General features: G+C 35.1%; 12 protein-coding genes. 1 reads left to right on the plus strand and 11 read right to left on the minus strand.

Going from position 1 to position 12974, the window contains the following annotated elements; genetic code table 11:
• Window positions 1-105 precede the first annotated feature (105 nt).
• From DFR57_RS11070 to hpf, 8 genes are all read right to left on the minus strand, one after another.
• The gene (locus tag DFR57_RS11070; protein ID WP_114353223.1) at window positions 106-1590 is read right to left on the minus strand and encodes a S41 family peptidase; all 1485 of its coding nucleotides are present in this window, start codon (window positions 1588-1590) and stop codon (window positions 106-108) included.
• Between the two features lie 120 nt (window positions 1591-1710).
• Window positions 1711-3168 (minus strand): murein hydrolase activator EnvC family protein, encoded by a 1458-nt coding sequence (locus tag DFR57_RS11075; protein WP_114353224.1) that lies wholly within the window; start codon window positions 3166-3168, stop codon window positions 1711-1713.
• A gap of 47 nt (window positions 3169-3215) precedes the next feature.
• Window positions 3216-4109: a permease-like cell division protein FtsX gene (gene ftsX / locus DFR57_RS11080; RefSeq protein ID WP_114353225.1), complete on the minus strand. Its 894-nt coding sequence runs from the start codon at window positions 4107-4109 to the stop codon at window positions 3216-3218.
• Window positions 4099-4785 (minus strand): cell division ATP-binding protein FtsE, encoded by a 687-nt coding sequence (gene ftsE, locus DFR57_RS11085; RefSeq protein WP_114353226.1) that lies wholly within the window; start codon window positions 4783-4785, stop codon window positions 4099-4101. The genes ftsX and ftsE overlap by 11 nt, the downstream gene beginning before the upstream one ends.
• Before the next feature lie 308 nt (window positions 4786-5093).
• Window positions 5094-5954 carry a YitT family protein gene (locus tag DFR57_RS11090; protein ID WP_425450968.1) on the minus strand — a complete coding sequence of 287 codons (861 nt, stop codon included), beginning with the start codon at window positions 5952-5954 and terminating at the stop codon, window positions 5094-5096.
• Between the two features lie 173 nt (window positions 5955-6127).
• A protein-coding gene (prfB, locus tag DFR57_RS11095; protein WP_114353228.1) for a peptide chain release factor 2 occupies window positions 6128-7229 on the minus strand; the annotation gives its coding sequence in 2 pieces (ribosomal slippage) (window positions 6128-7156 and window positions 7158-7229; 1101 coding nt in all).
• Between the two features lie 53 nt (window positions 7230-7282).
• Complete coding sequence (gene secA / locus DFR57_RS11100) at window positions 7283-9793, minus strand: preprotein translocase subunit SecA (RefSeq protein WP_114353229.1); 2511 nt, start codon at window positions 9791-9793, stop codon at window positions 7283-7285.
• Window positions 9794-10338: 545 nt separating this feature from the next.
• Window positions 10339-10899: a ribosome hibernation-promoting factor, HPF/YfiA family gene (hpf, locus tag DFR57_RS11110; protein ID WP_114353231.1), complete on the minus strand. Its 561-nt coding sequence runs from the start codon at window positions 10897-10899 to the stop codon at window positions 10339-10341.
• 243 nt (window positions 10900-11142) lie between these two features.
• On the opposite strand from hpf, the gene DFR57_RS11115 reads away from it, so the two are divergent.
• Window positions 11143-11466 carry a DUF4190 domain-containing protein gene (locus tag DFR57_RS11115; RefSeq protein ID WP_245937447.1) on the plus strand — a complete coding sequence of 108 codons (324 nt, stop codon included), beginning with the start codon at window positions 11143-11145 and terminating at the stop codon, window positions 11464-11466.
• 40 nt (window positions 11467-11506) lie between these two features.
• On the opposite strand, the gene fliT is transcribed toward DFR57_RS11115, so the two are convergent.
• The 3 genes from fliT to flaG are packed head-to-tail and all read right to left on the minus strand — an operon-like array spanning window position 11507 to window position 12650.
• On the minus strand, window positions 11507-11860 hold the full coding sequence (fliT, locus tag DFR57_RS11120; RefSeq protein WP_114353233.1) for a flagellar protein FliT: 354 nt from the start codon (window positions 11858-11860) through the stop codon (window positions 11507-11509).
• On the minus strand, window positions 11860-12267 hold the full coding sequence (gene fliS, locus DFR57_RS11125; protein WP_114353234.1) for a flagellar export chaperone FliS: 408 nt from the start codon (window positions 12265-12267) through the stop codon (window positions 11860-11862). The genes fliT and fliS overlap by 1 nt, the downstream gene beginning before the upstream one ends.
• Before the next feature lie 20 nt (window positions 12268-12287).
• Window positions 12288-12650: a flagellar protein FlaG gene (flaG, locus tag DFR57_RS11130; protein ID WP_114353235.1), complete on the minus strand. Its 363-nt coding sequence runs from the start codon at window positions 12648-12650 to the stop codon at window positions 12288-12290.
• Window positions 12651-12974 lie beyond the last annotated feature (324 nt).

The following is a 12974-nucleotide window of genomic DNA, read 5'->3' on the forward strand; positions in this document are numbered from 1 at the left end:
TCTCTATCTATTATCTTACATGAAATTCATTTATCTGTCTTTTTTATTTTTAAATAGGGATGAAAAAATTCGCAAGGAATAATTCCCTGCGAATTTGATTTACTTTTATTGAAATAAAACTTCCATTGCTTTTTCTAGCTGCACATCATCATCGCCACTTCTAATTTTTTCAATAATTCGTGTCTGTAATACCTCAGCAGTTTCTTCATTAATTTCCCCAGTAGCTTCTATTTCTTCTGCTGTTTGGAATGCTTCTACCGCTTGTTGGGTTTCTTCACTAAAATACCCATCCTCACGGCCTGGTTCATAACCAAGTCCTTTTAACATGACCTGTACATTAGAAATTTTATCATCACTATCATTGAACGTAAATGGTTCCTCTAATTGAATTGGATTTGTATAGTAGTACTCTGGCTGTTTTTGTTCAACAGTAGGTTCTACACCCTCTTCGTGTATCCAGTTTCCTTCTGGTGATAGCCATTTGAAGCGAGTAAGTTTAATCGTACTTCCGTCTCCCATGGAAACAGTTTGTTGTACGGTTCCTTTACCAAAGCTCGTTGTTCCAACGGTTGGATAATCTTCTGCTTCATTTAAAGCAATCGCTAATATCTCAGAAGCAGATGCACTTCCCTCATCAATTAAGACACTAATTGGATAGCTCTTTGGTTCCTCAATATTTGAGAAATATCGTGATTTTTCACCTTTAGGATCTTCAATTTGAATATACGGTGTATCTTTAGGAACAAAATTTTTCAATATCTCCTCTACAGATGGCAGTAAACCACCAGGATTTCCTCTTACATCAATTACTAAGCCATCTATACCGTCCTCTTCAAGCTTTGTGAGTTCCTCTTCAAATCTTTCTGATGTTTTTTCCGAGAAAGAAGTTAGCTCTATTATGCCAACCGTTTTTCCATCTTGTTCACGTGTTTCTGCATATACTGTTTCAAGCGGAATCGAATCTCTCGTAATCTCGATACTCAAGATATCGTCCACCCCTGGTCTTCTTACTTCAAGTGTAACAGTAGTTCCTTTCTCCCCTCGAATCTTAGCAACGGCATCGTAAAGCTCCATGCCTTCAATACTTTCACCGTCCACTGATAAGATTTGATCATTAGGACGTAAGCCCGCTTCCTCTGCAGGCGAATCCTTAATAGGAGCAACAATTGTTACATTTCCCTCAACCATCGATACTTCTGCACCAATTCCTTCAAAGGAAGATTCAATTTGTTCATTAAATTGTTCCATTGTTTCCTGGTCCATATACACACTGTATGGGTCTCCTAGAGTCTCAAGCATTCCTTGGATAGCACCTTCAATTAAAGCACCGTCTTCCACTTCCTCTAAGTAGCTTGTCTTAATAATATCAAAAGCACTCGCTACTTTTTCCATCTTTTCTAAATCTGATTGGGATACATCCTCTTGCTCAGTATCTGTTATTGTATTACTCTGATCTGAGCTTGCAACATTATTGGTTGACTCTGTTGGTTCGATTACATTGAATACAGTAAGCCCAATAAAAGTAATACCCGCACCTATTAAGAGCGTACCTACCATTAATAAAGCAATCAAACTTTTTTTGATATGCATTTTTCCACCTCTAATATGTATATTTCTTTCTCTCTATTATGCAGGGTATGAAAAAGCATCACAAGTATTTTGTGATGCTACTTTCATTCTATGCAATTTAACAAAGATCATGTGCTTTGTTTATGGTAAATAGTTTAAAGGATTTACCCCACCTTTTGAGCTCCACTTTCCACGGTGAACTTCAAAGTGTAAGTGACTTCCAAACGATCTTCCTGTATTACCCATTCCACCAATATACTGTCCTTGATTTACTTTTTGGCCTAAGCCTACTGATCTGCTATTTAAATGAGCATATACAGTAGTAATGTTTTGAGAAGGGTGGTATATGTATATAACATTACCATAGCTACTTGAATATGCTGATCTAGATACATATCCACTTCCTGCAGCTTTAACAGGTGTTCCAACTCCACTTGCGATATCTAATCCATAATGGAAACTACCACCATTAAAGCTTCTATATCCATAAGAAGAAGTTCTTCTACCAGTTGTTGGCCAAATTAGTTTTCCGTTTCCTCCACTTGATGAAGCAGTTTCTTTTGGAGGTTCTGGTGCTGAACTAGTTTTTTCAGACGATCCGCCTGAAGAATTATTTTTTTCTTTTTCTTTAGCAAGTTGGGCTAGACGCTCTCTTTCTTTTCTTTGTTGTTCCTCAATTTGAGCTTTTTCATTCTGTGCTTCTTTTACAGCTTTTGCAACAACCTCAGCTTGATTTCTTAATGTTTCCTGTTCTTCTGCTAATGACATTGTGTGATCATGTAAATCTTCTTCTTCTTGTTCTAAATTTGCCATTAATGTTTGACGTTCGCTTTTCTGTGCATTAAGTGTTGATTGGATGGAGTCTAGCTCCTGCTTTTGTGTTACAAGTGTAGCCTTTTTGTCTTCTAGACCTTGTTTCGTATTTTCCAAAGCAACCTTTTCATCTTCTAAATCAGCTTGATTTGCTTCTAAAGTTTTTTGACTATCTTCCAATTGAGCTTTATCAGCTTCGTGTGCTTCCATGATGTTTTTATCTTGATCCATTATTTTTGTTACAGCCGTTGCACGATTAATGAAGTCTCCAAAGTTTTGAGCTCCTAATATAACTTCTAGATAACTAACACCGCCACCATTTTGTTGCATTGCTCGTAATCTATTTTTTAAAAGTGCTTCTCTTTTTTCGATTCTTTCCTTTAATTCAGCAATTTCTGCCTTTAGCTTTTCAATTTCAGCTTCTAATTCTTTTATTTCATCTTCAGTTTGTTTGATCTGTTCTTCAGTTTTCGTGATTTCTCCATTTGTTGTAGAAATTTCAGCTTGCTTAGCAGCTAATTTTTCTTGTGTTTCAGAAAGCTCTGCATTTAAATTATCGATCTCACTTGTTACTTGCCCTTGTTCCGCTTTAATTTCCTCAATCTTTTTTTCAGCTTCGTTTACTTTACTTTCGATCGAACTATTTTCTTTATTTATTTCACTTTTTTGACCTTCTAAGTTATTAATCTTTTTTTCTAATTCACTAACACTTTCTGCACTAACACCTGTAGTTATAAATAAGAATGCTAGAGTTGTAATAATGATGCTCAATAAGGATTTGTTCATCCAAAAAAGCTCCTTCCCCGTGTGTGGTTAGTATATTAATATTGTTTTTATACTTTCAAGAATTTTCGTACGCTCATGACACTACCCCAAACACCAATACATGCTCCGATTCCAATTATCAGACCTGCTATCTGCCAAGCAAAGGGTTGGAACGGAAGTATTTGCATGAAATTAAATCGAGATAAAATTTCCATGTTTTGTGTTAAATAGTAGTATCCTCCGACAATAACAGCGACTGGGATAAGACTTCCTAATACGCCTAACAACAAACCTTCGATAAAGAATGGCCATCTAATAAAGGCATTTGTTGCACCTACTAATTTCATAATTCCAATCTCTCTTTTTCTAGCCATAATCGTAATCTTAATAGTATTTGAAATTAAGAAAATAGCTGTGAATACAAGTGCAAATATTAAGACCAATCCTACGTTTCTAGCATACTCATTAAATTTAAATAAATTTTGCACGTAGTCTTGTCCATAATTTACTCGATCTACACCTTCATATGCTTCAATTTCTGATGCAATGTTCATAGTGTCAAGCGGGTCAGTTGTCTTTATTATATATACGTCGTGTAAAGGATTGTCTTGTTCATACATCTCCCAAACACTGCCTTGTTCTCCCATACTATCAATTAAATTTTCTAACTCTTCTTCTTTTGTGGCGTATGTAACCGATTCGACTTCACTAATCGATTCTATTTTTTCGCCAATCTCTTCTACCTGCGATTCTTCAGCTGTTAATTCAATTAACGCTTTTATTTGTACATCCTCTTCTAAATTATCTGCTATATGATTTAAGTTGAGCATTAAAACTAAGAATACCCCAACTAATATTAATGTTGTTGTTACTGCTCCAACTGAAGCAATCGTCATCCAACTATTTCTCCAAATATTTTTTGTACCTTCTTTAAAATGTCTGTTTAACGTTCTAAATTTCATAACCATATTCTCCTCGGTGCTCGTCTCTTACGATGATCCCATCTTCCATGGCAATAACTCTTTTCTTGATGGTGTTTACAATTTCCTTACTATGGGTAGCCATTATTATAGTGGTTCCACTTGCATTGATTTCTTCTAAGATCCGCATGATTTCCCAAGAGGTATCTGGATCAAGGTTACCAGTAGGCTCGTCGGCAATTAGCACACCCGGGTGATTAACGATAGCGCGGGCAATAGCTACACGCTGTTGTTCCCCACCTGATAACTCATCCGGTATAAATCTGGCTTTATTTTTTAAGCCTACTGAATCTAATACTTCCATGACACGTTTTCGGATAGTTTTTGGTGATTCTTCAATCACTTCTAAAGCAAATGCCACATTTTCATAGACGGTCATTCTTGGTAATAGTCGAAAATCCTGATAAACTACACCAATACCTCGCCTAAGCATTGGCACATGTCGCCACTTCATACTAGATAGGTCTTTATTATTAACGATGATCTTTCCTTTCGAAGGCTGCTCTTCACGAAATATTAATTTTGTGAAGGTGGATTTTCCAGCCCCACTATGACCAACAATATATACAAACTCCCCTTGGTCTATCGTTACATCTAAACCATTTAATGCAACAACACCATTAGGGTATGTTTTATAAACGCCCTGCATTTCAATCATACACATTCACCTTTTTTAGTATTTTTTACATTTTATTACAGCTTTTGTTTGCTATATAAAATGTTCTTGTTTAACTCTTGTTTTATTATAACATTAATTTAGGATTTTTTTAGACAAAATTTTATTACATTTTCATTTCAAACCTTGTAATGAAATGTTAATATGATTGAATTTAGCGAATATTGTAAAATTAATGGAAAGTAAATCCTCAATTATATTAACGTTTCCAATGAATTCAAATAACACCTTAAGAACCAGAAAAAACGTTCACTATAGTGAACGTTTTAGTCTTGAGGCCCTTTCTTTAATTAACGCTTAAATCCTTCCCCTAAAACCTCTGTTGCATTCATTGCTACAACAAATGCATTGGTATCAACGCTTTTAACAATCTTAGTAAGCTTACTGAATTCATTCTGAGCGACCACACACATTAAGACAGTGCGATCTTCATTGGTGTAGCCCCCAGTTCCATTTAACACCGTCACACCGCGGTCTACATCCTTAAGAAGAACATTTCGAACATCATCTACTCGTTCTGTTATAATCATAACATTTTTAGAGGTATTTAGACCTACTTGAACGAAATCTATGGTTCGACTCGTAATAAATAACGCGATTAAGGCGTATAAGCCTTGCTCTACAGAGAAAACAAGGGTTGCTGTTATGACAATTAGTCCATCGAAAAGTGCTAAACAAATACCTAATGGTAACGGAAAAAATTTGTGAAGAATTTGTGCCGCTAAATCAATTCCTCCTGTAGAAGCTCTTCCTTTAAATACTATTCCTATCCCAATACCAACAATCATTCCACCGAAAATTGCTCCTAGTAGAGGATCTTCTGTTGCTTGTGTCCAATTTTTTGTTAAAAAGACGAAAAATGGAAGGATAATTGTACCCAATAAAGATTTTGCACCAAAATTTTTGCCAAGAATGATAACACCTGCAATAAATAATGGAATATTCAAAGCCCACTGAACTATCGATGGTTCAAAACCAAACAGGGATTTTGTAATCGTACTTATTCCTGCTACACCACCAGAAGCAATATCATGCGGTAGTAAAAAAACATTAAAAGCTACAGCCACAAAAAATGCACCAATGATGACAAAACTATATTCTATAAACTGCAATAATCTATGTGGAACAGGTTCTCTTTTGTATTTTGCTATCACATTAACACCTCTATTGCTGATTTTTCAAAGTCGCCTTGATGAGTATATCATGGGCTTTATTAATTTCCAATTGGTTATTTATCAAAACACAATTTCTTTTTTCTAAAATATTGAATGCACAAATTTTCGATATGTTGCAAAAAAAAAAGCACCACACAGGTGCCCATCTCTTAATTCATTGAAAAACGTAAGTATGCATCTATAAATGGATCTAATTCACCGTCCATGACTGCTTGTGTGTTACCTGTTTCTTTGTCTGTCCGGTGATCCTTTACCATGGAGTATGGATGGAATACATAAGACCGAATCTGACTTCCCCACCCAATTTCCTTTTGTTCTCCGCGGATATCATTTAAAGCTTCTTGTTGCTTTTCAATTTCAAGTTGATACAATTTGGCTTTTAACATCTTCATCGCTTGCTCACGGTTTTTAATTTGTGATCTTTCGGATTGACATGTTACCACCGTATTAGTTGGTAAATGTGTAATACGAACTGCTGAATCAGTGGTATTTACGTGCTGCCCACCAGCTCCGCTTGAACGATACGTATCAATCTTTAAATCTTCCGTTTTTATATCAAGATCAATATCATCATCCAACTCTGGCATAATATCACAGGATGCAAACGATGTATGGCGTCTCCCAGAAGCATCAAACGGTGAGATACGCACTAATCGGTGTACACCTTTCTCTGCTTTTAAATACCCATAAGCATTATGGCCTTTGATTAATAATGTAACACTTTTCACACCAGCCTCGTCACCAGGTAGATAATCCAACGTTTCGACTTTATATCCTTTAGATTCAGCCCACCGAGTATACATTCTAAGTAACATACTTGCCCAATCCTGTGATTCCGTACCACCAGCACCTGGATGAAGCTCTAATATTGCATTATTTTTATCATATGGCTCACTTAACAAAATAAATAACTCATAACGATTAAGCGCTTCGGTAAGTGAACTGACATCAGCTTCCAATTCTGCGCGTAAATCCGCATCATCTTCTTCTTTCACTAATTCATAGGATACTTCGACATTTTCTAATTTTTCTTCATTTTTATCAAAGGTATGGACTAACTCTTTTAACCCATTTGCTTCAGCGATTACTTTTTGAGCTTCTTCTTGACTGTCCCAAAAGCTTGGATCTGCCATCATATTCTCAAGTTCAGCTATTCTTGTACGCTTCTCTTCTAGGTCAAAGAGACCCCCTAAAGTCAGCTAATCGACTAGCCATTTTTTCAAGCTCTTGTTTAATTTCTACTAATTCCATCTGCATTCACCTCAACATTAATTTCCTTCTACATGAAGGAATTAAACCTGCCTTTATTTTCCGTGGCAGTGTTTATATTTCTTTCCACTTCCACACGGACAAGGGTCATTTCTACCCACATCTTGTGCTTTTATAAATGGTTTCTTAACCTTTTTCTTATTTTCATCATTACCTGAGACAGCTTGTGTGTCCTTAACGACCGCTTCACGTTTTAAATTCTCACGGATTTGCGCCTTCATTACGTACCTGGATACTTCTTCATTGATGGTTATGATCATTTGTTCGAACATCGCATAACCTTCCATTTGGTACTCTCTTAACGGATCATTCTGTCCATACGCACGAAGATGAATACCTTGGCGAAGCTGATCCATTTGATCAATGTGATCCATCCATTTACGATCGACTGTACGTAATAAAATTACTTTTTCAAATTCACGCATTTGTTCTGGCGTTAGTTCTTCTTCTTTTTGATCATATTTCACTTTGATTTTTTCCATGATCAATTCGATTAATTCATCTTGTTCTTTACCTTTTAATTCTTCTTCTTGAATATCCTCTGGACTAAGAAGATTTGCATGTAAATACTCTACAAGACCTGAAAGGTTCCACTGCTCTTGCTCTTCTTCTGTTGTATAGCTTGGAACAATCGTTTCGACTGTTGTTTGAATCATTTGTTCTATAATTTCTCTTACATTATTTGAATCAATTACGTCAAAACGTTGTTTATAAATGATTTCACGTTGCTGTCTTAATACATCATCATAGGAAAGAATTGTTTTTCGTGCATCAAAGTTATTACCTTCCACACGTTTTTGAGCAGATTCAACTGCTCTTGAGACCATTTTACTTTCGATTGGTTGGTCATCATCCATTCCTAATCGTTCCATCATTGCTTTCATATTATCTGAACCAAAACGACGCATTAACTCATCTTCCATAGAAAGATAGAATTGTGTTACACCAGGATCTCCTTGACGTCCGGAACGACCTCGTAGCTGATTATCTATTCGGCGAGATTCATGACGTTCTGTACCGATTACAGTCAGCCCACCTAGTTCTTTTACGCCATCTCCTAGCTTAATGTCTGTCCCACGTCCAGCCATATTCGTAGCTATCGTTACAGCGCTTTTCTGACCAGCGTTTTCGATAATTTCTGCTTCTCGATAGTGATTTTTAGCATTTAAAACATTGTGCTTCACCCCAGCACGTGATAAAAGCTTTGATATTAATTCAGAGGTTTCGACTGCAACTGTACCAACAAGAACAGGTTGTCCTTTTTGATAGCGTTCCTTAATAGCTTCTACCACCGCTTTAAATTTACCATCCATTGATTTATAAATAAGGTCTGCTTTATCTTCACGAACGATTTCACGATTGGTTGGGATCGCAATAACATCCATATTATAAATGTTCCGGAATTCCTCTTCTTCCGTTTTTGCCGTACCGGTCATACCAGCTAATTTCTCGTACATACGGAAATAGTTCTGGAATGTAATCGAAGCCAGCGTCATACTTTCATTCTGGATCTGCAATCCTTCTTTTGCTTCAATAGCCTGATGTAATCCGTCGCTATAACGTCGACCTTTCATTAAACGTCCTGTAAATTGGTCAACGATTACCACTTGGTCCTCATCGATCACGTAATCTGTATCCTTAAACATTGCCACATGTGCTTTTAATGCCTGATTAATATGATGAGTTAATGTAACATTGTTTAAATCAAACAAATTCTCAATCGCAAAGAAACGCTCAGCTTTATTGATACCTTCTTCCGTCAGCTGAACTCCTTTTGATTTTTCATCATAGGTATAATCCTCTTCATTTTTAAGCGTCCGAACAAATGCATTTGCCTGCTGATACAAATTAGCTGATTTTTCTGCTGTCCCTGAAATAATTAATGGCGTACGTGCTTCATCAATTAAAATAGAATCGACTTCATCAATAATTGCAAAATGAAGGGGACGTTGTACCATTTGCTCTTTATATAAGACCATATTGTCTCTTAAATAATCAAAACCAAATTCATTATTTGTACCGTAAGTAATATCAGATAAGTAGGCTTCTCTTTTTTCCTCTTTCGTCATACCATTCAAATTTAAACCAACAGTTAGTCCTAAGAAATTGAATAGTTCACCCATTTCACGGGCATCACGGTCTGCTAAATAATCATTAACCGTTATGATATGAACGCCTTTTCCTGTAATTGCATTTAAATACGCAGGCATAGTGGAAGCTAAAGTTTTACCTTCCCCAGTCTTCATCTCAGAAATGTTTCCCTCATGTAAGGAAACTGCACCTTGTAGCTGTACTTTGTATGGACGTAAGCCTAATACACGCTTCGCACCTTCACGTACAACTGCAAAAGCTTCTACTAATATATCTTCTAGCTGTTCGCCATCCAGGTAGCGTTTTTTAAATTCTTCTGTTTTGTCCTGCAATTGTTGATCTGTTAATTTTTCCATCGTTGCTTCTAACGCTTCAATTTCATCTGCATATTTTTGCAATCGATTTAATTGGCGCTGATTCCCATCGCCAAAAACTTTTTTTAATAATTCACGCATTGGTTACGCTCCTCTATATATTCAAAATTGAACGAATAATCCACTGTTAATAATAACACTTGCAGGTAAGAAAAGACAAGAAACCATTTCCTCCATACCCTTTTCCATTAAAAACAAGCTAATTTTCATAATAAATAAATCATATTTTCTAAATATAAAAAATAGAAGTAGTGAAGAGGATTTCACTACCTCTATTCGGAACATATAATTGGGGGACAATAACTAAGGAATCTAACTCCTATGTATAAGCAGGGTTGTAAGCAATGAGAAAGCTTTTAATTAATCTCAAAAAAAGTGATAGAATTTTAAGCATAATTCCTTTTTTATACGTTCCTATAAAAGGAGATAAGTTAGTTATAGCATGGAAATAATTGATGTACAAATCATCAATTATTGTTTTTTCAGTGGATAGAAAGTTAAAAAAAATGAATGATTCATACATTATTTCAATTTCAACTATTATTGTTAGTGTAAAAATACAATTTTCATATAATTAAAAAGATGATCCTTCAACTTGGAAGAATCACCTTTTTTAAATTTAAGTATTAGCTTGGCTCGATTAAACCATATCTGCCATCACGACGTCTATAGACGACGTTTGTAAACCCATTCTCAGCGTTTTCAAATACGAAGAAAGCATGTCCTAACATGTCCATTTGCAAAATAGCTTCCTCTGAATCCATTGGTTTTAAATCAAATTGTTTAGTTCGCACAATTTCAATTTCATCGTTGTAATTTTCTTCTGCTTCGCGCTGTTCCATCGCTTCTTTTTCCAGTTCAGCAAATACGTGCTTCGGTGAACCTTGTTGACGGAATTTGCGGTTTACTTTTGTTTTATGTTTTCTAATTTGTCTTTCTAATTTATCAACTACAAGGTCAATTGCAGCATATAAATCAATATGTTGCACCTCAGCTCGAAGTAATAGATTTGTCATTGGAATCGTTACTTCGATTTGTTGCTCATCATTGTAGACACTTATATTTACATTTACATCAGATGTTGGGGGAGTATCAAAATATCTTTCAAGCTTCCCTATTTTCTTTTCGACATATTCCTTAATTGCATTTGTTACTTCTACATTTTCTCCACGGATGTTGTAATTCATAAAAAGTGTCCTCCTTTCAAACTATAAAACTATACATATATAATACCACATTTAAAAGCCTAATAAACGAGTAAAATGCACGATTAAAGTAAAATAAATTTACATTCCCTTAAAATCCGGTTAACTCAACGTTTACAAACAACTAAATTTTTAGAAAAATATAATTTTTTTTAAAAATAAAGAAAAAATAGCAGAAACTTATGTATAATAATAATTAGAATATATTAGGAAAGGAAGTTGCATGTGGAAGAGCAGTCAGTACATCAGGTTCAAGGAGAAATCTCACCAACAAGTGGCAAGGCAATTACCGCACTCGTACTTGGAATTTTATCAATCATTATTCCTTATATCGGCCTTATCATTGGAATTGTAGGTATTATATTTGCCGTATTAGCACTCAAGGAAATACAAAGAACAGGAAAGGCAGGAAGAGGTATGGCAATTGCCGGCCTCGTTACCAGTATTATTGGAACAGCACTTTATGCGCTCATTATTGGCTTTTTAATTTTAGGATTAGCTATCTTTATGGAAAACGACTCCTATATGTATGTCATTAGTATGTTGTAAAAAAATGGTGCGGTCTCTAAAATAGAGTCCTGCACCATTTTTAATTTTTTGAATCCATAAACATTCCATCGTGTCCGGATAGTTTTTGATATGGATTCACATATTTTTCATTTGATGATTTTTGTTTTTTAACAGATCGCATTTCTTTTTTTAAATCGAAAAAGATTATTGCTAGCATCTTTTGCAAGCGCCCATCTAGTTCTATTATTTCCTGCCCTTTTTTTGTTTCTTCTTCACTAAAGGGTGCTTTTATTTCCTTTAGCAGAACTTCTCGTTCATCCAATAATGTATTAATCTTTTCTATGACTTCTTCTCTATCCTCACTACTTGTAGCCTTTTCAGCCTCTTCTATTAAGCTGTTCGTTAACTTATATAGTTTCAGGATCTTATCCATTAAGCTTTTGCACCACGGCCGTATTGACGAATACGTTCTTGTTTAATGACTTCTTTCCAAGTATTACGAAAATCTAATACCATCTCTTCTGCTTTTTTTAATTCTTCTAAATCATTTTTTAGATTTGCTTGAACTAGAGAATGATTTATAAAGTCATATAAAGGCATCATTTGATTTGCTATTGGTGCTTTCTGATCTAGCGTAAGCATTAGTTCTCGAATGATATTTTGTGATTTTTGGATCATTGTATTTTTCAATTCATAATTCCCTGTTTCTATACCTTTTCTTGCTTGCTTAATAAATTTCAAGCATCCGTTATATAACATTAGGGTCAGCTCTGCTGGTGTTGCTGTGTTAACGGAATTATCTTGATATACTTGATATGCTTGATATGCTTGATTTGTCATTCATAATTCTCCTTTTTTACTTAAATCTTTTCATCAACTATAAAGCCCATAAGCTCTGCCATTGATGCGTAGACATCGAGTAATTTCTTTGGTGGAATTTCCTTAACAATTTCATCAGTATCAGGATCTACTACTGTAACATAGTACTCCTCTAATTTCTCATGGTATTCATAGCGTACATTGGTAAAGGAAGGTTCTAAAAACGAATTTAAACTTTCAACAAGTGCTTTAGCATCATCTTTGGATAATTCTTTTTCACTTATCTCTTGTTTTACTGCTGCTTGCTTATCCGCATCAGACATTTCACGAAAAGTATTGGTCCCCTCAGGTGGTTCTATTTTTGTTACAATGGACGATCCCGCAATTATTTTCCCAACCTCCATAATACTGCCATCTCCTCTATCTATTCAGTTTCTATTTATATCGGCAATATCTCAAAAAGGTTAAGCGGACATCCTAATTATATTAGCAATGAGTATTTTTCGTAATTTCAAGTATTGAAATCGTTTTTTAAATTATGCATAATATTTCTCTTCTTTAATGAAAGGGCACTGTGTATGTTTTATTTCTATATTTCGAATTAATGAAGAATTGAATTACCTTATAAGCAAAAAAGAGGCTGGGACAAAACTCAGTATAAAAAATGAAAAATCGCACCATTCCAAATAATTGGAAGGTGCGATTTTTTTATTGGTTCAGCTATTTTA

The organism is Saliterribacillus persicus, from assembly GCF_003337485.1.
Classification (GTDB): Bacteria; Bacillota; Bacilli; order Bacillales; family Amphibacillaceae; genus Saliterribacillus; species Saliterribacillus persicus.

Excerpts from the sequence above, each read along its gene's own strand:
- hpf (WP_114353231.1), bottom strand. The coding sequence starts at position 10,899 with ATGAATTACAACATCCGTGGAGAAAATGTAGAAGTAACAAATGCAATT.
- ftsX (WP_114353225.1), bottom strand. The coding sequence starts at position 4,109 with ATGAAATTTAGAACGTTAAACAGACATTTTAAAGAAGGTACAAAAAAT.
- DFR57_RS11070 (WP_114353223.1), bottom strand. The coding sequence starts at position 1,590 with ATGCATATCAAAAAAAGTTTGATTGCTTTATTAATGGTAGGTACGCTC.
- ftsE (WP_114353226.1), bottom strand. The coding sequence starts at position 4,785 with ATGATTGAAATGCAGGGCGTTTATAAAACATACCCTAATGGTGTTGTT.
- fliS (WP_114353234.1), bottom strand. The coding sequence starts at position 12,267 with ATGACAAATCAAGCATATCAAGCATATCAAGTATATCAAGATAATTCC.
- DFR57_RS11075 (WP_114353224.1), bottom strand. The coding sequence starts at position 3,168 with ATGAACAAATCCTTATTGAGCATCATTATTACAACTCTAGCATTCTTA.
- secA (WP_114353229.1), bottom strand. The coding sequence starts at position 9,793 with ATGCGTGAATTATTAAAAAAAGTTTTTGGCGATGGGAATCAGCGCCAA.
- fliT (WP_114353233.1), bottom strand. The coding sequence starts at position 11,860 with ATGGATAAGATCCTGAAACTATATAAGTTAACGAACAGCTTAATAGAA.
- flaG (WP_114353235.1), bottom strand. The coding sequence starts at position 12,650 with ATGGAGGTTGGGAAAATAATTGCGGGATCGTCCATTGTAACAAAAATA.